Source organism: Aquimonas sp., assembly GCF_044377145.1.
GTDB lineage: Bacteria > Pseudomonadota > Gammaproteobacteria > Xanthomonadales > Xanthomonadaceae > Aquimonas.
The window spans coordinates 1-19,012 of record NZ_JBILJQ010000056.1 but is presented as its reverse complement, the minus strand read 5'-3'; the positions used below and the strand labels follow the sequence as shown (position 1 = coordinate 19,012).

The following is a 19,012-nucleotide window of genomic DNA, read 5'->3' as shown; positions in this document are numbered from 1 at the left end:
CGCTGTCGTTCTGGCCGTTGCAACCCCGGCTACCGCCTTGTCCACACACGGGAGGGCAAGCCCAAGCTGATAGCAGCCTGTCGGATTTTGGTTGGTCGGGCTGCAAATCCGCCTGCGCGGTCCATTTTTCCGCCGATTCTTGGCCAATAGAGACCACTATTGGCCTGCAAATCGTCGAAAAACTGTCCTCGCGCAGGCGGATTTTCGCCTCGACCCCCAAAGCCCGACAGGCTGCTAGCATTCGCACCCCTCTGCTGCAGCCAAGCCCAAGAACACGATGCCCGACCTGACCCGCCAGAGTTTCCACGGTTTCGAGCAGGTTCCCCTGCACGAGTACGCCGAACGCGCCTATCTCGACTACTCGATGTACGTGGTGCTGGATCGCGCCCTGCCCTTCCTGGGCGACGGCCTGAAGCCCGTGCAGCGGCGGATCATCTACGCGATGAGCGAGCTCGGCCTGAGCGCCGCCTCGAAGCCGAAGAAATCGGCGCGCACCGTCGGTGATGTGATCGGCAAATTCCACCCGCACGGCGACTCGGCCTGCTACGAGGCGCTGGTGCTGATGGCGCAGCCGTTCTCGTATCGCTATCCGCTGATCGAGGGCCAGGGCAACTTCGGCTCCACCGGCGATCCCAAGTCGTTCGCGGCGATGCGCTACACCGAGTCCAAGCTGACCCCGATCGCCGAAGTGCTGCTGGGCGAACTCGGCCAGGGCACGGTCGACTGGAGCCCGAACTTCGACGGCACCCTGGAAGAACCCAGCTGGCTGCCGGCGCGGCTGCCGCACCTGATGTTGAATGGCACCACCGGTATTGCGGTGGGCATGGCGACCGATATTCCGCCGCACAATTTGAACGAGGTCGTCAGCGCCTGCGTGCGCCTGCTCGACGACCCCGAGGCCACCGTCGCCGACCTGTGCGAGCACATCCGCGGCCCGGACTACCCGACCACCGCCGAAATCATCACCTCCGCCGCCGACCTGCGGAAGATTTACGAGACCGGCGGCGGCAGCGTGCGCGCCCGCGCCGCATACGTGCGCGAGCACAACAACATCGTGATCATCGCCACGCCCTACCAGGTCAGCCCGGAAAAGGTGATCGAGCAGATCGCCCAGCAGATGCGGGCCAAGAAGCTGCCCTGGCTGGAAGACATCCGCGACGAATCCGACCACCAGAACCCGACCCGCATCGTGCTGGTTCCGCGCTCCAACCGGGTCGATGTCGAGCAGCTGATGGGGCATCTGTTCGCGACCACCGATCTGGAGAAGAGCTACCGGGTCAACTTCAATGTGATCGGCCTGGACGGCAAGCCGCAGGTCAAGAATCTGAAGATCTTCCTGCGCGACTGGCTGGCGTTCCGCTCCGGCACGGTGGTTCGCCGCCTGAACCATCGACTGGACAAGGTCGAGCGTCGCCTGCACCTGCTGGAAGGCCTGCTGATCGCCTTCCTGAATCTGGATGAGGTCATCCGCATCATCCGCAGCGAGGACGAGCCCAAGCCGGTGCTGATGGCGCGCTTCGGCCTGACCGATACCCAGGCCGAGTACATCCTCGAAACCAAGCTGAAGCAGCTGGCGCGACTGGAGGAAATGAAGATCCGTGGCGAGCAGGACGAGCTCGCCAAAGAACGCGAAAAGCTGCAGGGCATCCTGGCCTCGCCGGCCAAGCTGAAGAAGCTGGTCAAGGACGAACTGCTGGCGGACGCGAAGAAATTCGGCGATGCGCGCCGCTCGCCCCTGGTCGAGCGCGGCGCAGCGCAGGCGATCTCCGAGGCCGAGCTGGTCAGCAGCGAGCCGATCACCGTGGTGGTGTCGGAGAAAGGCTGGGTGCGTCAGGCCAAGGGGCATGAGGTCGACCCGGCCGGGCTTTCCTACCGCGAAGGCGACCGGCTGCTGGTGGCCGTGCGCGGCCGCAGCACCCAGCAGGCGGCCTTTCTGGATGCCAGCGGCCGCGCCTACTCGACCGCGGCGCATACCCTGCCCTCGGCACGCGGCAATGGCGAGCCGCTGACCGGCCGCTTCACTCCGGCCAGCGGAGTCGGCTTTGTCAGCGCAGCGATGGGCGAGAACGATCAGCGCTTCCTGCTGGCGTCGAGCTTCGGCTACGGCTTCGTCACCCGCTTCGAGAACTTCACCAGCCGCAACAAAGCCGGCAAGGCCCTGCTCAACATCGACGACGGCGCCGAAGTGCTGCTGCCGGTGGCGATCAACGACAGCGCGCAGGACTGGCTGGTGGCGGTGTCGAATGCCGGCCAGCTGCTGGCCTTCCCGGTGGCCGAGCTGCCCGAGCTCGATCGCGGCAAGGGCAACAAGATCCTGCAGATCGCCCCGGCCAAACTGAAATCTGGCGAGGAGCGGGTGATTGCGGTCACCGTGGTGCGCCAGGGCGGCGAGCTGATCCTGCACTGCGGCCAGCGCAAGCTCACCCTCAACTGGCGCGACCTGCAGGCCTACTCCGGCGCCCGCGCCACCCGCGGCAACCCGCTGCCGCGCGGCTTCCAGCGGGTTGATCGGGTCGAGCCCGGCTGATCCGTGACGGCAGCGCCAAGCCTTGAACTGTTCAGGCGCGGCCGAAAAGGCCGCGCCTGTTGTTCAAGATCAAACGACCGCCACGCCTGCACTGCACCCGGCACAAGCCCGCGCCACACAGCACGCACACAGCATCGAACGGCAGCGTCTGCGGCAACCGCTGAATCGGCACAGGCGGCGTTTTGGGCGCTGGCGTCGGGGCCGGCCTGACGCCTCGGCACGCGCAGAACGGGGAACAGCTCTTGCACCACAGGCATCCTCAGGCCCGCCCCGCGGGCACCCAGTACGGGCCACCGGACAGTGAACGCTCGCGCCAAAGCTCAGCCCCCGATGCGATGCCACCCCAGGCGCCCAGCCTGATGCTCGACCGCCTGCGCAGCGATATCCAGTTCGCGGTGATGAGCCTGTTCGCCGGCTGCGCTGTGCTCGGCATCCTGCCGTTCGCGGTGTACAGGTTTGCCCGCGGCGAGTGGGTCGCGGGGGTGATGGACAGCGTGATCGTGGTGCTGATCAGCCTGCCGGTCTGGCACGCGATGCGCACCGGCCGCAACACCGGCGCGGCGCTGTTCCAGGTCGCCATGATCAGCCTCTCGGTGGTAGTCGCCAGCGAGATTCTCGGCCGCAACGGCATGCTGTGGGCCTACGCCAGCCTGCTCGCCAACTTCTTTCTGGCCGAGCGCCGGATCGCGCTTGGCGCGAGTTTGTTCGTGATCGTGTCCATCGTGTTCAGCGGCAGTGGCTTCCCCGATGACACCGAGCGCATGTCGTTCGCGGTCACCGCCACCCTGGTCTGCCTGTACGCCTTCATCTTCGCCGCCCGCACCGACACCCAGCGTCGGCAGCTGGAGGCGCTGGCCTCACACGATCCACTGACCGGCGCCGGCAATCGTCGCCTGCTGGAACGCGAGCTGGCCGAGGCCGTTTCCAGCTTCGCCCGCCGACCGCGGCCGGTCGGGCTGGCGCTGATCGATCTGGACCACTTCAAGGCGGTCAACGACCGCTTCGGCCACGAGGCCGGCGATCGCGTGCTCGCCGACTTCGCATCCATCGCGCGCGGCAGCCTGCGCAAACTCGATCGGCTGTATCGGCTGGGCGGCGAAGAATTCGTGCTGCTGCTGCCATCAACCCCGCCAGTCGGCCTGCCGACCGCGCTGGAAAAACTGCAGGAAGCACTGCGCGGCCAGCTGGCCTGGGAGGGCCACGTCATCACCGTATCGATCGGCGCCGCCTCATTGCACGCTGGCGAAACCTGGCCCGAATGGCTGGCCCGGGCCGACGCCGCGCTCTATCGCGCCAAACACGCCGGCCGCGACCGCTGCGAAATCGACCGCGACCCCTCCGCCCACACCGGCAGCCACGAAGTGCCCGCCGAACGCCGACTTAACCGGCCGAATGGGCGCAATGGGGATAGCGCGCTGCATTGATGCGGCGGTTGGCGTTGCGGTACTGGTGGCCGGCGGCACCCCCCGGCGGATGTCGTCCGGCCGGTCCGGACGATATCCAGGACTCAGCCGGTAGTTGGCCGTGGCTGCACCTTCGTCGCGCAGGTGCTGGCCGCGTCTCGATCGCCTGTCGATACGCGCGATCGGCCAGGTGATGCTGTCCGACGGAGCGAGGGTCACGCCCGGACTGTAGTGGCCCTGCGCGCGAGCGCGCGCATCGACACCCACCGCCCGGGCCGCGCCGCCTACACTGGCCGCGGCCAGAACGCCCGAGGTAATCATGCTGAAGCCCAACTATCCGCACTACATCGCAAACCGCGCCGAGCAGCCGAACGCAGGGCTGGCGGTGGTCGATGCCTTCAGCGGCGAAATCGCCAGCCGCGCTCCATTGGCAGATGCCGCCACCGTCGAGCGCGCGATTGCAGCAGCAACCGCGGCCGCACCGGCGATGGCTGCGTTCGAACCCTGGCGGCGGCAGGCGGTACTGGAACACTGCGAGCGCCGCTTTCGCGAGCGCAGCGAAGAACTGGCGCTGGCGCTGTGCATCGAAGCCGGCAAGCCGATCCGCGATGCCCGCGGCGAAGTCACCCGGCTGATCGACACCTTCCGCATCGCCGCCGAAGAATCCGTCCGGATCGGTGGTGAAACCCTGAACCTGGAAATCTCGGCGCGCGGCAAGGGCTATCGCGGCCTTACCAAGCAGGTGCCGGTCGGCCCCTGCAGCTTCATCACCCCGTTCAACTTTCCGCTCAATCTGGTCGCCCACAAGGTCGCACCGGCGATTGCCGCCGGCTGCCCCTTCGTGCTGAAGCCGGCGATGCGCACGCCGATCGGTGCGCTGTTGATTGGCGAGATTCTGGCCGAGACCGAGCTGCCGCCGGGCGCGTTCTCGATTCTGAACTGCAGCAATGCCGACGCCGCCGCCCTGATCGAAGACCCGCGAATCCGCCTGCTGTCGTTCACCGGCGGAATCATCGGCTGGGACTTCAAGGCCCGTGCCGGCCGCAAGAAAGTGACCCTGGAACTGGGCGGCAATGCGGCGTGCATCGTCGATGCCGACCAGGCCGATGCGCTGGATCATGTGGTCGAACGCCTGGTGTTTGGCGCCTACTACCAGAGCGGACAGAGCTGCATCAGCGTGCAGCGGATCCTCGCCCACGCCAGCCTGTACGAGGCACTGCGCGAGCGGTTGATCGCCAAGGTCGAGGCGCTGTCGATGGGTGACCCGAAGCAGGAACAGACCTTCATCGGCCCGCTGATCGATGCCGCCGCCGTGCAGCGGGTGGCGGACTGGGTGAAAGAAGCCCGCGACGCCGGCGCGCGCGTGCTGGCGGGCGGCGCGCACAGCGGCCGCATGCACGCCGCGACCCTGTTGGAGCAGGTGCCAGACGACTGCCGGCTGGCACGCGAGGAAGTGTTCGGCCCGGTCGCGTGTCTGGAGTCTTTCGACGATTTCGGCGCTGCGATTGCACGCGTCAACGACTCCGATTTCGGCCTGCAGGCCGGCGTGTTCACCCACGACATGCGCCGCGCGATGCAGGCCTGGGACCAGCTCGAAGTCGGCGGCGTGGTGGTCGGCGATGTGCCCAGCTTCCGCATGGACAACATGCCCTATGGCGGCATCAAAGGCTCCGGCCTCGGCCGCGAGGGCGTGCGCTGGGCGATTGAGGACATGAGCGAGACCCGGCTGCTGGTGCTGAAGGCCTGAGCATCTTGCCGCACGACGACGGTGCAGGCGGCCGCGCTGTCGATGCGAACACCATCGGCGCACACGGCGATGGAACTCGCCGCCTCACCGCGGTTCGAAGCTCGCCCTGGCAGCCATCGAGCCACCGTGATCGCCAATCTGTTGACCCCCGCGCGCGAGCATCCGCGACTGCAGCAGCAGCGCCTGGAGCTGCGCGCGCGCCTGCGCCTGCTTTTGCAGCGTCGCGGCGAGTCCAGCTTCCTGCTGTTGTCGGCGCTGGTGTTCGCGGTGCTGATGCTGTTCGCGTTCGCCGGACCACTCGCCACCGGTCTGCGCAGAATGGTCGAACTGGGCCTGCAGCTGCCGCTGCTCAGCGTGCTCGTGCTCGGCCTGCTGAGCGGATCGCGCCAGCGTCGAACCCTGCATCGGTTTGAACTCGACACCGCCCAGGGCTGGCTGGCGGCATTGCCGATTGCACCTGCACTGCAGGCGCGTGCGCGCTGGCAGCTGAGGCTGCGCACGGCATTGCTGCAGCTGCTGGCTGGCGCCTTGGCAGTGGTGGTGGGTGTGGCGCTGGGCCTGGTTTCGGCAGCCGATGCGCCGCAGGTGTGCATCGGTCTGTTGCTGGCGCTCGCACTGGGTCTGCTGTCGACCTTGCTGATTCCGAACAACCGCCGAATCACTCACGCGCCGCTGCTGCGCAGCCGCGTGCTGGGCTGGACGACTCCGCCGCGCTGGGCCGGGCCGCTGCCGCAGCTGCCGCTGTGGCAGCGTCGCCAGGCCATTCGCAATTGGCGCGGCGGCAAAGCCTGGGTGTGGCTGTTGCCGCTGGGTCTGCTGGTGCTGGCGGGTGAAGGGGCGCAGATGCTGGCCGGCATGCTGATCCTGGTCGCAGTGCAGCCCTGGCTGCGCACCCTGCTCGACGCCAGTGCCACTGCGCTGCGCGAAGCCACACTGCTGCTCACGACGACGCCGCTGAGGCGCGACCGGTTCGTCGCCAGCGGCTGGCGCTACCCGGCATCACGCGCGGTACTGGCCAGTGTGCTGGTGACCGTGGCGCTGGCGGCGATGGGTGCTCCGCTGTGGCTGCTGCTGGTCGGTGGCGGCGGCTTTCTGCTGCTGTGCCTGCTCGAACTCGCGCTGATGCTTCGCTACCCGCTGTCGCGTGGCCGCCAGCGTGCGCAGCTGATGGCCGAGCTGGCCCTGCTGATTCTGCTGGCGCAGGCGGGGCTGGGCCCCGCGGTGCTGGTGATCGCCGCCGCGCGCATTGGCTGGCATGTGCATCAATCCAGGCGACCCTCATGAACACGATTGCATCTGCTCTGCTGAGCATCGAATCACTGGCACTCGATCTCGGCGGGCGCCCGGTGCTACGCGACATCTCACTTGAGCTCGCCCGCGGCGAGTTCATCGCCCTGGTCGGACCGAACGGCTCGGGCAAGAGCAGCCTGCTGCGCTGTATCGCCGGCCTGCACACGCTGGCCGGTGGGCGGATCACGGTGGCGGGGCAACGGATCGATACCCAAGCCATGGCCGCTCGCGCCGCGCTGGGCTGCGCGGTTGATCCAGCTGCCTTGCCCGGCCTGCTCAGCGGGCAGGAGTGTCTGAGCCTGTTCGCCCATGCGCGCGGCCTGGGCTTGATCCCGCCCGGCACGCTTGCGCTTGCCGAAGCGCTGCGCTTTACGCCCTGGCTGGCGCGCCCGGTGGAGGAGTATTCGCTGGGAACGCGGCAGAAACTCGGCGTGCTGCTGGGCCTGCTCGGCGAGCCGCCCCTGCTGCTGCTGGACGAACCACTGAACGGCCTCGACCCGCCCAGCGCGCTGGCGCTGAAGCAGCATCTGGTGGGCCTGGCGGCGCGCGGCGACACCGCGATCCTGCTCGCCACGCACGCCATCGAGATGGCTGAGCGCCACGTCAATCGCGCCGTGCTGCTGGTCGAGGGTCAGCTGCGACAGCAGTGGTCTGCGACCCAGCTGATGGCACTGCGGACCGACCCGCAGCGCTCGCTGGAAACTGAAATGGTCGCAGCGATGTAGTCGCCCGCCGCCGCACACTGCCAACATGACGACCGCCATGCACCGCGACCGATGCCAATCGATGCGCGTGACGCCATCCAGTGAAATCCGGCGTCTGCGGCAGCGCGATCCGTGCGGCGCAGCACAACAAGCAGGACGCCTATGAGCAGCCTCCACGACTACTTCCGCAACGCGCTGCGCTGGCGCCGCGGCCGCCAGGACAGCGGCTACGACAAGATGCTGCTGCTGACCGCGGCCTGGCCACTGCGCTTCGACAGCTACCTGATCCGCTATCCGCCCGGTGCGGAGATTCCGCCGCATACCGATCCGGTCAGCCGCGGCCGTCACTACCGGCTGAACATCGTGCTGAAGCGCTCGCCGATCGGCGGTGAGTTCATCTGCAGTGCGCCGATTTTCGCCAGCGCGCGGATCAAGCTGTTCCGCCCCGATGCCTGCGAGCACAGCGTCACCCGCGTCGAGGGCGGCAGCCGCTACGTGCTGTCGGTGGGCTGGGTGCTTGGGCACTGAGCCGAGGCGCCCGCCGGCCACAGGCAGGCAGTGCGGTGCTGGCGGAAATCGCCTGTACCGCGTCGTATCCGCCACTCCCGCCCGGTGGTCGGCGGGCGCAGCCTGTGTTCCGGGCCTTCCGCCCCTGGGAGAACACCATGCACAGCCTCACACCGATGACCTTTGCCACGACCCGCGGCGCGCGGCGGCTGCCGAACCTGCCGATGGCCGCCCTGCTGCTCGCAGTCGCACTGCCCGCCGCGGCACTACCAGCCCCGGCGTACGCGCCGCTGCAGGTGCTGCCCGGCAGCTACAGCGCGGTACTGCATCTGCAGGCGCAACGCTGGGATCTGCTCGACCCGAACGGCGCGGCGCTGCAGATCTCGGTCAGCGACTGCGGCGCCGAGTCGACCCTGCCGACCGGGCTGTGGCTGCTGACGCGCGACCACAGCGGCGCGCCGATCCTGCTGGCACCCTCGGCCACCGAGCTGCCTGCTGGCCACAGCGGCGAGGTGCCGATCGGCGCTTGCACCGATGCCGCCACTCCGCACACCCTGCGCCTGCCGCCTGCCCTGCTGCAGGCGCTTGAGAGCCACGCCAGTGCCATCCTCGTCCAGAACTGAGCGCCGCCAGGCGCGCGCACCGGCTTCAGTCGAGCTGCCGGCAATCGGAACGCCCACAGCGCCGCTTGCGCGCCCGGCTCGGCGTCGACCACAGGCCGAGGTCACACCGGTGCGGCGGCTGCGCATCGGCGTGCTGGCCATCGACGGCATGCTGCTGTCCAGCTTGGGCGCGGTGGTCGATACCCTGCTGATCGCCCAGCGTATAGCGGACATCCAGATGCCCGGCCTGGTGCGCTTCGAAAGCGTGTTGGTGGCCGCGCCCGGACGCAGCGGCGTGCGCACCGCCGACGGCACCCAGCTGGCCACACCGGAGGGCGACGCCGAGGCTGATCTCGACCTGCTGCTGGTGCCGGGCCTGATCCACTCCAGCCCCAGCCAGCTGTTCGGCAGCGCCAAGGCCTATCGGCCGGAGATCGAGCTGATCGCGCGCGCGCATGCGACCGGCATCGCACTCGCATCCGCCTGCTGCGGAACATTCCTGATGGCCGAGGCCGGCATCCTCGACGGCCGCCGGGTCACCATCAGCTGGTGGTTGGGAGCGGCGTTCCGGCTGCGCTATCCGCAGATCCAGCTGCAGGCCGACGACCTGCTGGTCGAAGACGGCAACCTGATCACCGCGGGCGGCGGCAGCGCCATCTCCGACCTGCTGCTGCGGCTGATCGCCAAGCATGCGGGGGCACCACTGGCGCAGATGACCGCCCGCCTGCGCCTGCACGATCCCGACCGCATGAGCCAGGCGCCCTATGTCTGCGAGGCCTTGATCGAGCGCCCGCGCAGCAGCCTGGGCGAACGCGCCGAACGGGTGCTGCAGGAAGCAGTACAGGCCGACTGGGGCATCGCCGAGTTGGCAACCCGGCTCGGCACCAGCGAGCGCAGCCTGCTGCGCCATTTCCGCCAGCACTACGGGCAGACCCCGCTGGCCCATCTGCAGCACCTGCGGGTCGAGCGCGCCAAGGCCCTGCTCGAAACCTCACTGCTCAGCCTCGATGAAGTCGTCGAACGCTGCGGCTATCGCGATACCTCAAGCTTCCGCCGGCTGTTCAAACGCGCCACCTCGATGACGCCGGGCGACTACCGCGAACGCTATCGGCTGCGGCGACATTGACCCGCCGGCCTACGAGTCACAGCACCAGGATGGCTTTTCAGTTTTGAACCCGAATGGATTCCGCGTCACGCCCGCGGCCGGGCCCGTGCTGGCTGAACATGCAGGCCGGCCATCGTTGTCGATCTGGCGCGCGCCATTGGCCTCGTCGAGGACGGATGCGCTGCGCGTATGCGGCGAACACACTCAGTCGACGCGCAGCAGGTATCGAAGCCGGCTCACGAGTTGCGGGGGGTAAAGCACCGCACATCCGTTGTGTGCACTCCGAGCAGCGAACGCCAGACTCTCAACCACACGCCGCCTGCAGCCACAGGCGCGGCGTGATGCCGAAGGCTTTGCGGAAGCTGCGGGTCCTGGAGCGATGGCAATTCAAGGAATGAATACGATGTGGATGGACAAGCACCTGTATACCGATGACCCCGCCCGCGGCTGGTTGCCCTGGGGCGCCCTGGCACCCTTACTGGCAATGGTGTTCGTGGTGTTGGCGATCCTGCCGATCGATCTGTTGATGCGCCATCACGGTCTGGTGGGCGAGGACGAAACGTTTACCAACGTCTGGGCGTTCGCGTTCTTCCTGTTCGCGTCCTTCGGCCTGCTGCTGTTGATTGTCATCGGATGGCTCAAGCTGGTGGAACGGCGCGCATTGGCCTCGATCGGGCTTGGCGGCGAACGCAAAATGGCTACGCTGTTCAAGCAACTCGTGCTGGGCGCGGCGGTTTCGGGCGCCGTGGTACTGCTGATCGCCACCACGGGCGGCTTCCGATCGGGCGCCTGGTTTCCCGCGTTCGGCTCCGTCACCGATCTCGCCGCCATCACCCTGTTGCTGGCCGGATTCATCGTGCAATCGGGCGCGGAAGAACTGCTGTTTCGCGGCTGGCTGCTGTCGGTGCTGACCCGCAAGTTCAACCTGCTTCTGGCCGTGCTCATCTCCTCGGCATTGTTCACCCTGCTGCACTTCTCACCGGACAAGAATCTGTTCGCCCATGTCAATTCGTTCCTGTTCTCGGTGTTCGCCTGCTATCTGGTGTTGGTCTACCGGAACGTGTGGGCGGCGGCCGGCTTTCATGCCGGCTGGAACTGGCTGATCGGCACCGGGTTCGACCTTCCGCTGACCGGAATCGATCTGAAAATCGCCCCGCTGCTGGTGCAACTGACGCCGGTCGGCCCCAGCTGGCTGAACGGTGGATCGGGCGGGCCAGAGAACACCTTGGCCTGCACTGTGGTGACCTTCTTTCCCATCCTGGTAGCGCACCGCGCCCTGATCGTGCAGGGTCGAAACAAAGTGGCATGACTGCAGCAGATCACGGCGGCGCGCAGGCCTTCGGCAATCCCTCAGCGGCTGAGGAATCTCGACCGCCGTAGTCAAGGCGTCACCGCAAGTTCCGCGACGGCCGCAGCAGCAGGCGGGCGATTCTCGCGCAACCTTGCAATTCAGTTCCGCTCGACCCGTCGCCCCAACGCATCAAGCACGCGTGCGTCGCGGCTGTAGAGGTCATTGATGAAGCGCACGCCGCCGGCACCATCGTCGACCACGGTCAGATAGAGCAGGTGTACAGGCAGCGGCACGGCAAGATTGACCCGGGTTTCGCTGCCGCCGGCAATCACGGCGTCGATGCGCGCTCGGTCGAAACCGGGCTCGCCCGCCAGCACCCACTCGGTCAACGCAAGCACATCGTCGACGCGGATGCAGCCTGAGGAAAAGCTGCGCCGCACGCGGTCGAACAGGCCGCGGGTGGGTGTGTCATGCAGATACACATCGTGTTTGTTCGGCAGGATCAGCTTGACCTCGCCCAGCGCGTTGGCCGGCCCCGGCCGCTGGCGCAGGCGATAGGGAAAGCGATTGCGCGTGAGCTGGCTGAAGTCGATTGCGCTCGCATCCACCGGGTTTCCCTGCGGATCCAGCAGTACGTAGCCGCCACGCGCGAACGCCTCGGGGTCGCGCTGGAACAGCGGCAGTTTGTCCTGGGTCGCGAGCTTGCGCGGCACCTCCCACCAGGGGTTCAGCACCACATAGCGCAGGTCGGCCGAGAACGCTGGTGTCTGACGATAGCCGGTGCCGACCACGACCCGATGCACCCGCTCGATCCGGCCCGAATTCCAGGCCTCCAGACGGAAGTCGGCGATGTTGACGCGCAGATGCCGCGCGCCAAGATCGGCCGGCAGCCAGCGCCAGCGCTCCAGGTTGACCCGCAGTTGCTCCACCCGCTCGGCAGGTCCGCGCGCCAGCTGCGCCAGAGTCATGCGTCCGGCCACGCCATCGGGTTCGAGGTTCAGACGCTCCTGATAAGCCTTGAGTGCGGCCTCAAGACCGGCATCGAAGAACTGTTCCGGATCAGCACCGGCCACATCAATCGTCACAACAGCCGTTGCCGAGCCCGGCAGAACGTCCGCAGCGGCGGATTGATCCGCGCCGCCGACGGCCACGGAAACCGTCGGTGCCTCGGGCTCGGCCGCATGCCCCTCCGCCCTCAGCAGCGCACGCAACTGGGCTACGCGCGCACTGCGTTCGCGGGGCTTCAAGCTCTCGCCGGCATCGACCGGCAGCGGGCGCGGTGCGTCCAGCTGCGCGCGCTCCGCCGCAAGCGCCGCGCGCAAGGCGCCATAGAACGCGTCCTGCGGTGCCAGCGCGGCCAGCGTCAGCGCCACCTGACCGTCCGCCAGCGCGCGCTCGAGCGCTGCCGGTGCGTCCAGGCTTGGGCGCTGCACAGTCCAGTCGGGCTCTACCCGCAGTGGATCCAGCCGACCGCCGCGCAGATGCGATGCCAGGCTCAACCAGGCATCGCTGGCGAGCAGTTCTTCGGTATAGCTGCAGGTGTCGGCCGCCAGCAGACGCTCGGCGTGGTAGTCCTCGGGCTGCAGGCCGTGCAGGGCACTGGCCTCGATGGCGCGCATCAACTCACTGTAGTTCGCCCCACAGCCGTGCTCGGTCCAGGCAAGGCGATAGCCACGCGCGGCGTAGAAACCGCGCACCGCATCGGCCGCATGCAACGGCGTGCCCTGCACCTGCACAACCTGCCCGGCCTCACCCAGCAGGGCCGCAAGCGCTGCACCCTCGCGTGTGGACGGCAGCTGCCCGAAGGCGCAGGTAGCGAAACCCGTGATCAACAGCGTCAGCGTGGAACGGTAAAGCATCGACGAGCTCATCAAAGAAAGGCGCAGCCCGCAGAGATCCAGTCGCCCATTGTGCATGCAATGCACTGCGGGGTCAGACGCACGGCTGTGCGCGTCACGATCCACTGCGACGCGAGCCGTTCCATCGAAGCGGTTGCTTGGACGCTCTGGCGCCAAAGCCGAGCGAGGTCATCGAAGTACTACGCGATTGCAGCCCCGCGCGCCGCAGGCGGCCGCCCCGCCAATAAAGCACTAGGGCGAGGCGCGACCGCCCACACCCGACATCCCCGAATGCTCCGCACGCGCCTGTCGCAGGCAGGACAAACTGCTGGCTTGCGCCAACAGCTGCGGGTCCGGGTAATAGGCGAACAGCAGCTGGCCGTCACGCAGATGATTGATCAGCGGCCGCGCCACGTCCGAACGCACGGCCGGACAGCCCAGGCTGCGGCCCAGCCGCCCCTGCTCCTGCGCGAACAGCGGATCCACATACGGCGCGCCGTGCATCACGATCGCGCGCACTCGGGCGAGGTCATTGAAGCCCGGGTCGAGTCCATCCATGCGCAGCGAATAGCCGTTGGCGCCGTGGTAGGTCTGATCGGTAACGAACAGGCCCAGGCTGGTCTGATGGCTGCCCTCGATGTTCGAGAACTCCGTGGCGAGGTTTTCCCCGCTACCCCGCCCATGGGCGACATGCTCGGCATACAGCAGACGTTTGCGCGGCAGATCAAACACCCACAGCCGCGGTTCGGTCGAAGGCAGTGAGTAGTCGATGACTGCCAACCGGCTCGCCTTCGGCGCCTGCCCCGATCGTTGCGCGCAGAGCCGGGCGGACAAGGCAAGCTCCAGCACCTCGGGCTTGAGGCCCGGCGCCTGCTGCAGCAGGCGCGAGGCGAGTTCGCCGGCATGGGCGCAGGCTCCGGGCCAAGCGCTCAGGCCCGACAGCAAAGCCAGAGCGAGACACAGAGTCTGTATGGGAGCACGCATAGGGGCCGGAGCTTACTTCGCCGGCCGCAAACCGTCGCGTGACCGTGGACACAGGCGCGACACGTGGACGCGAGCGTGGCAGGACGCCAACAGCCCGGACTGGCGAGTGCTCGTCTGCGGCATCCGCGATGAGCGACCCTCGCTGCCGCGCATTCCCAGGCGCTGAGGCCGTGCGGTGCTGCACGGCCCCGACGACCATGGCTACGAGCTCGCCCAGCGCCCCCTCGGCGTATTGAACATCACCGAACTGTCGCCGCTCCGGGCGCAGCTGATCGCGAAGTGGGGGCCGACCATCGTCTTCCTGGACCGGTGACCACAGCACTCGCAGGCAACGCTGGCTCTGCTGAGCGCGCGGTGGCCGCTTTTGAAGGAACACCGCGGCAGACCCTGCACGGCGATGGCCGAGGCTGGATGAGGCGGAGCTGATCGATCGGCCCCGGAAGCACACGCCGGATCTCGTCCTCCAAACAGATGAGTGTCTTCAGCAGCGTGCAGGCCGGCACCGCAAACCCCATGCGCCAAGGGGGTTTCTGCAGTGCAGCAAACCCTCTGATGGACGCTGTCATATGCTCGCCGCCAAGCGAGTCCTTTGAACCAAGCGACCGCGAGCGGCCACCGTGCCGAGCGCCCAGATCGACGGTCGAAGGATCCGACGACTTTTGTCTTCGGAGGGGTGGCATGAGTGACTTCGTTCTGGCTCCGGTGCGCGTTCGCCCGGGGCATGCTGATCCATGTGGTCACGCGCTGCGCTGGCGTCTGGTGCAGGCGCTGCTCGCCTGTGTGTTGATCGGTGGCTGCAGCTCGGAGCCCGAGCCCTCAGCGCCGCCCACAGCGCCAGATGGGCGCGTGGCGACCGCGGCGGAGTCGGGTTCGTCCAATGCTCCCGCTCCCGAGGTTCTGCAGCGCGCGGAAGCTGCCCTGCGGGCCCAGCGCCTGTTCGCGCCGCCCGGTGACAACGCATTCGAGTTGTTCCTGCAGGTCCTGGAGAGTTCGCCCAGCAATGTGATGGCGCGTGATGCGCTGCAGGATCTGTTTCCCTACGCCGTGCTGCACGTGGAGCAGCGCTTGGCCGCGCGTGATCGAGCCGAGGTCAGCAGACTGCTGCCCTTGCTCGCCAGCGCCCAGCCGGAAGCGCCCGCGCTACCGCGTCTGCAGCGCGGGCTGCAGGCCCTCGACTCGACGCCGCGCCCGGCTGACACGACCGCCATCGGCAGCCCACCCGCCAGCCCGACAATTGCGTCAACAATGGCGGCCGCACCACCCGCGGTGCCTGCAGCGCCAGTTGAACAGGCGTCCGCGGCGGCAGCCGACACTGCAGACTCAGTCGGCTCGTCTGCGCCAGACGAGCCGGCAGCCCTTGCGATAGCCACGCCATCGCCGGCTTCAGCTGCCGGGCCAATCACCCAGCCCGCCGCAGCGGCCGTGGCCGCGCCTGCGCCGGCACCTGCGGCTGCATCTCCCGATGCTGAAGTGACGATGCCCAAAGTGCTGCGCCAAAGCACGCCGCTCTACCCGACGCTGGCAGCAAGGCGGAAGCAGGAAGGAATGGTGGAACTGGCCTTCACCATCTCGACCAGCGGGCGGGTGACGGATCTACGCGTGCTTCGCAGCGAGCCGCCGGGCGTGTTCGATCGTGTGGCGCTCACCGCCATGGAAGACTGGCGCTACGAGGCACCGAATCAGGACATTCGAGCGACCCGGACCTTCGAGTTCAAGATGGACTAGCGCCGGCACAATGCAGGCGTGAGTGCGTGGCGGTGAAGCACCAGAATCGTCTGCAGGCTGTTCAGCAACAGCCTGCAGACGGCGCCAAAGATCAGCGCGAACAAGAAGGTCGATGTCGAGCGCGTGTGCGGTCCAGGCGCGCTCCGAACAGACAGGCCCCACAAGGTTGGCTTCAAGCCGCAAGGGCTTAGACCGCTTCCACCCGCACGACTCCGGAATCGACCTTTACCACTCGCACTTTGGTGCCGACTGGAAGGTCCGCGCCTTCAGCACGCCAGAACGCATCGCCGATCTTCAGCCGTCCGCGGCCGTCGACGATGGCGCTGTCCAAGGCATAGATCTGGCCGACCAGCTGTGCGCCGCGCTGGTTCAGCAGCGGGTGGTCGGTCGGCTGCGGCGGGTTGCGCTGGCGCAGCTTCCAGCCGACCGCCATCGCCACCAGGCCCAGCACGCCGAACAGAAACCACTGCGCCGGCAGGCTGATCGGCAACACCAGTACCAACAGCGCGGTGGCGGTGGCCGCGAAACCCAGCCACAGCAGGAAGGCGCCGGGCAGCAGCGCCTCGGCCGCGAACAGGGCCAAGGCCATCCCCCACCAGAACCACGGCGAGTGCATCCAGCTGTCCATCTCAATCCACCTTGAAGTTGGCGACGCCGCCCGGAGAGCTCGGCCGCGGGGGCGGGTTGCTGCTGCCTTTGCCAGCATCGGCCCGGTTGCCCGCGGTCAGCTCGGTGATGCCGGCCAAGGCGCCCAGGATGCCGGTGGTCTCCATCGGCAGCAGCAAGGTTTTTTGATTGGGCGAGCGGGCGAATTCCTTCAACGCCTCGACGTATTTCTGGGCGACGAAATAGTTCACCGCCTGCACATCACCTTTTGCAATCGCCTGGCTGACCATCAGGGTCGCCTTGGCTTCCGCCTCGGCCAGGCGCTCGCGCGCTTCGGCATCCCGATAGGCGGCTTCACGGCGGCCTTCGGCTTCCAGAATGGCGGCCTGTTTTTCGCCTTCGGCGCGCAGGATCTCGGACGCGCGATGGCCTTCTGCCTCCAGAATGTTCGCGCGCTTGTCGCGCTCGGCCTTCATCTGCCGGGCCATCGAATCGACAAGATCGCGCGGCGGCTGGATGTCCTTGATCTCGATCCGGTTGACCTTGATACCCCATGGATGGGTGGCTTCATCGACCACGATCAGCAGCTTGGCGTTGATCTCGTCGCGCTTGGACAGCGACTCGTCGAGATCCATCGAGCCCAGCACGGTGCGGGTGTTGGTCATTGTCAGGTTGAGCACGGCGATCTCCAGCTGCGAGACCTCATACGCGGCCTTGGCGGAATCGAGCACCTGGTAGAACACCACCGCATCGACCTTCACCACCGCGTTGTCGCGGGTGATCACGTCCTGGCTGGGCACATCCAGCACCTGCTCCATCACATTGAGCTTGCGGCCAATCGCATCGACCCAGGGAATGATGAAACCGAGGCCCGGGCTCAGCGTGTGCGTGTAGCGGCCGAAACGCTCGACCGTGTACTCGTAGCCCTGCGGCACCGAACGCACGCCCTTCAGCAAAGTGATGACGACGAACACGATCAGGATGACGATAAAGATGCTCATGGAGTTCTCCATCAGGTGGCTCCGGTGGGTTGAGTGGGGCGACTATGGGTGGACGCCTCGGGCGTGTCCACACCGCTGGAACAACACGCGATCCGGATCAGCGTCAGTGCCGAGCTGTACATCCACATAGAGAACCTCTTGGCCAATGACTCCGTCAGCTCCTGGCGCTCCTGGCGGCGCCCGCCGGGGCCGCGAGCGCACCGCCTTGGCCGCTGTGCGGCTGAAGGTCTGAGCCAACGGCCGCGCCGGGCACATGCCCGCACGCGCCCGCGGTTCGCCCCCGCGGCAGGCATTGGCTACACTCGCCTGCCGCTTCGGCGCGCATCGGCGCCGGTGCGACCTTCCGCAACCGCAAGGGATTCACAGGCATGGGCATTCTCGACGAACTCAAGCAGGAGGCCGAACGTCGCCGCACGGGCGAACATCCGGTCATGCCCGAGGAGCCGAAAGAAGGCCTGTGGAGCGAACGTCTGGGCCCGGCCGCACAGCGTCTGTACGAATTCCTGAAGCAGCTCAGCACGCATCTGAACGAACTCAAGAAGCGCGTGCGGGTCGTCTACAACCTGCCCGGCTACGGCGATGTGGTGGCGTATATCGAAGCGCCCTACACGCTGAAGGCGACGCCGGGTTCCGACAGCGTGGAGATCACGCTTGAATGCGCGGCCACGGTGGCCACCGAAGAATGCGCCACGCTGGAAACCGAAGGCGTGCTGCGCACCCAGTCGCTGACCCAGGCCTTCACCAAGCACCGGCTCTCGGGCCTGCAGGAAAGCAAGAAGAACGCCAACGGCGAAGTCGTGGCCGGACGCTTCTTGGCCCGCGGCCGGGTTCCGCTGACCCTGCACGTCGAGGCCGGCCAGGCGCTCGGCGTGGCGCGCATCACCCTGACCAACTTCTACGGTTTCGCCACCACCATACGCAGCTTCCGCCACGCCCAGCTGACGCCGGAGCTGTTCGATTCACTCGGCCGCTATCTGACCCACGAAGACGCCGGCTTCGGCCGCGAGAACGTCGACGAAGACGTACGCCGCACGCTGGCGGCCAAGGTGCAGCGCGAACAGACCAAGCGCCGCATCGACCAGGACCTTGGTGAACAGTCGATCGAAGATGAGGAACGCGTGCGCGCACTGATGGCCGGCGGGGGAGTCTTGAAAATCGTCCGGAAGCTGCTGGGGCGCTGATCTGAGCGATCGCACGGCAGGGGCCTAGTGCGCATGAGTCATGCGCTATGGCTTGCAGCCGACAAGCACACGCTCGCGCCTCATACCTCCGCGCAAGCTTGCAGGGGCCGGGCAACGCACGGCCCTTCGCAGCATGAGCCGAACGCACATCGCCGAACACGATGAGCCGGCCATCAACTCCCTTACCCGACGGCGCCTGACGCTGAGCACGTCCGCCAAGGGAATGACTCCCGTTGCTGCGAACCACTCAGGCAGAACGCCGAGACCGAAAGCCGAGTAAACCAAGTGCAGCCGCTGGACGCACGCCGCAATCTGGTCGCGATTCATACGCCAGCGGTGGCCCCATTGGCGTTCAACGGTGAGGATGTTGGGCTGGCGGAACGTGTCAACCCTTTCCCAACACTCGGCGACGTTTTTTCTAACTAACCACCTCCGGCAGATCGAGCTCAACGGGTGTGGATCTGGCCTTGAGCGCGCCGGGTGTGCTGAGCAGCTCAGCTG

At 67.2% G+C, this 19,012-nt stretch carries 16 protein-coding genes; 12 read left to right on the top strand and 4 right to left on the bottom strand.

The features are described 5' to 3' along the window. Positions 1-277 precede the first annotated feature (277 nt). The 9 genes from parC to ACIQ7H_RS15770 all read left to right on the top strand — a co-directional run bounded on the left by parC (position 278) and on the right by ACIQ7H_RS15770 (position 11,194). Positions 278-2,527: a DNA topoisomerase IV subunit A gene (gene parC / locus ACIQ7H_RS15810; protein ID WP_395793208.1), complete on the top strand. Its 2,250-nt coding sequence runs from the start codon at positions 278-280 to the stop codon at positions 2,525-2,527. Between the two features lie 359 nt (positions 2,528-2,886). Beyond that, complete coding sequence (locus ACIQ7H_RS15805) at positions 2,887-3,951, top strand: GGDEF domain-containing protein (protein ID WP_395793206.1); 1,065 nt, start codon at positions 2,887-2,889, stop codon at positions 3,949-3,951. Between the two features lie 298 nt (positions 3,952-4,249). Then, positions 4,250-5,677: an aldehyde dehydrogenase family protein gene (locus tag ACIQ7H_RS15800; RefSeq protein WP_395793204.1), complete on the top strand. Its 1,428-nt coding sequence runs from the start codon at positions 4,250-4,252 to the stop codon at positions 5,675-5,677. Between the two features lie 69 nt (positions 5,678-5,746). Then, positions 5,747-6,961: a hypothetical protein gene (locus tag ACIQ7H_RS15795; RefSeq protein WP_395793202.1), complete on the top strand. Its 1,215-nt coding sequence runs from the start codon at positions 5,747-5,749 to the stop codon at positions 6,959-6,961. After that, positions 6,958-7,692, top strand: a complete 735-nt coding sequence (locus ACIQ7H_RS15790; protein ID WP_395793200.1) for an ATP-binding cassette domain-containing protein — start codon at positions 6,958-6,960, stop codon at positions 7,690-7,692. The genes ACIQ7H_RS15795 and ACIQ7H_RS15790 overlap by 4 nt, the downstream gene beginning before the upstream one ends. Positions 7,693-7,833: 141 nt before the next feature. Then, positions 7,834-8,199: a hypothetical protein gene (locus tag ACIQ7H_RS15785; RefSeq protein WP_395793198.1), complete on the top strand. Its 366-nt coding sequence runs from the start codon at positions 7,834-7,836 to the stop codon at positions 8,197-8,199. Positions 8,200-8,336: 137 nt separating this feature from the next. Continuing rightward, positions 8,337-8,801, top strand: a complete 465-nt coding sequence (locus ACIQ7H_RS15780) for a hypothetical protein (RefSeq protein WP_395793196.1) — start codon at positions 8,337-8,339, stop codon at positions 8,799-8,801. A gap of 109 nt (positions 8,802-8,910) precedes the next feature. Then, positions 8,911-9,906 (top strand): GlxA family transcriptional regulator, encoded by a 996-nt coding sequence (locus tag ACIQ7H_RS15775; RefSeq protein WP_395793194.1) that lies wholly within the window; start codon positions 8,911-8,913, stop codon positions 9,904-9,906. Positions 9,907-10,381: 475 nt separating this feature from the next. Then, positions 10,382-11,194 carry a lysostaphin resistance A-like protein gene (locus ACIQ7H_RS15770; RefSeq protein WP_395793192.1) on the top strand — a complete coding sequence of 271 codons (813 nt, stop codon included), beginning with the start codon at positions 10,382-10,384 and terminating at the stop codon, positions 11,192-11,194. 140 nt (positions 11,195-11,334) lie between these two features. On the opposite strand, the gene ACIQ7H_RS15765 is transcribed toward ACIQ7H_RS15770, so the two are convergent. Together ACIQ7H_RS15765 and ACIQ7H_RS15760 are read right to left on the bottom strand one after the other, a co-directional pair. Next, positions 11,335-13,035 carry a murein L,D-transpeptidase gene (locus tag ACIQ7H_RS15765; protein WP_395793190.1) on the bottom strand — a complete coding sequence of 567 codons (1,701 nt, stop codon included), beginning with the start codon at positions 13,033-13,035 and terminating at the stop codon, positions 11,335-11,337. Positions 13,036-13,266: 231 nt separating this feature from the next. Then, positions 13,267-13,998 carry a murein L,D-transpeptidase catalytic domain family protein gene (locus ACIQ7H_RS15760; protein WP_395793188.1) on the bottom strand — a complete coding sequence of 244 codons (732 nt, stop codon included), beginning with the start codon at positions 13,996-13,998 and terminating at the stop codon, positions 13,267-13,269. Between the two features lie 175 nt (positions 13,999-14,173). Here ACIQ7H_RS15760 and ACIQ7H_RS15755 point away from each other — a divergent pair, with 175 nt between their 5' ends. After that, complete coding sequence (locus ACIQ7H_RS15755) at positions 14,174-14,311, top strand: hypothetical protein (protein WP_395793186.1); 138 nt, start codon at positions 14,174-14,176, stop codon at positions 14,309-14,311. 365 nt (positions 14,312-14,676) lie between these two features. Beyond that, positions 14,677-15,723 (top strand): energy transducer TonB, encoded by a 1,047-nt coding sequence (locus ACIQ7H_RS15750; protein ID WP_395793184.1) that lies wholly within the window; start codon positions 14,677-14,679, stop codon positions 15,721-15,723. Between the two features lie 187 nt (positions 15,724-15,910). On the opposite strand, the gene ACIQ7H_RS15745 is transcribed toward ACIQ7H_RS15750, so the two are convergent. Beyond that, the gene (locus ACIQ7H_RS15745; protein WP_395793182.1) at positions 15,911-16,351 is read right to left on the bottom strand and encodes an NfeD family protein; all 441 of its coding nucleotides are present in this window, start codon (positions 16,349-16,351) and stop codon (positions 15,911-15,913) included. Position 16,352: 1 nt separating this feature from the next. Further along, a complete protein-coding gene (locus ACIQ7H_RS15740) occupies positions 16,353-17,342 on the bottom strand; it encodes an SPFH domain-containing protein (RefSeq protein WP_395793180.1) in 990 nt (329 codons plus the stop codon). A gap of 356 nt (positions 17,343-17,698) precedes the next feature. Here ACIQ7H_RS15740 and ACIQ7H_RS15735 point away from each other — a divergent pair, with 356 nt between their 5' ends. Then, positions 17,699-18,511, top strand: a complete 813-nt coding sequence (locus tag ACIQ7H_RS15735) for a hypothetical protein (RefSeq protein WP_395793178.1) — start codon at positions 17,699-17,701, stop codon at positions 18,509-18,511. Positions 18,512-19,012 lie beyond the last annotated feature (501 nt).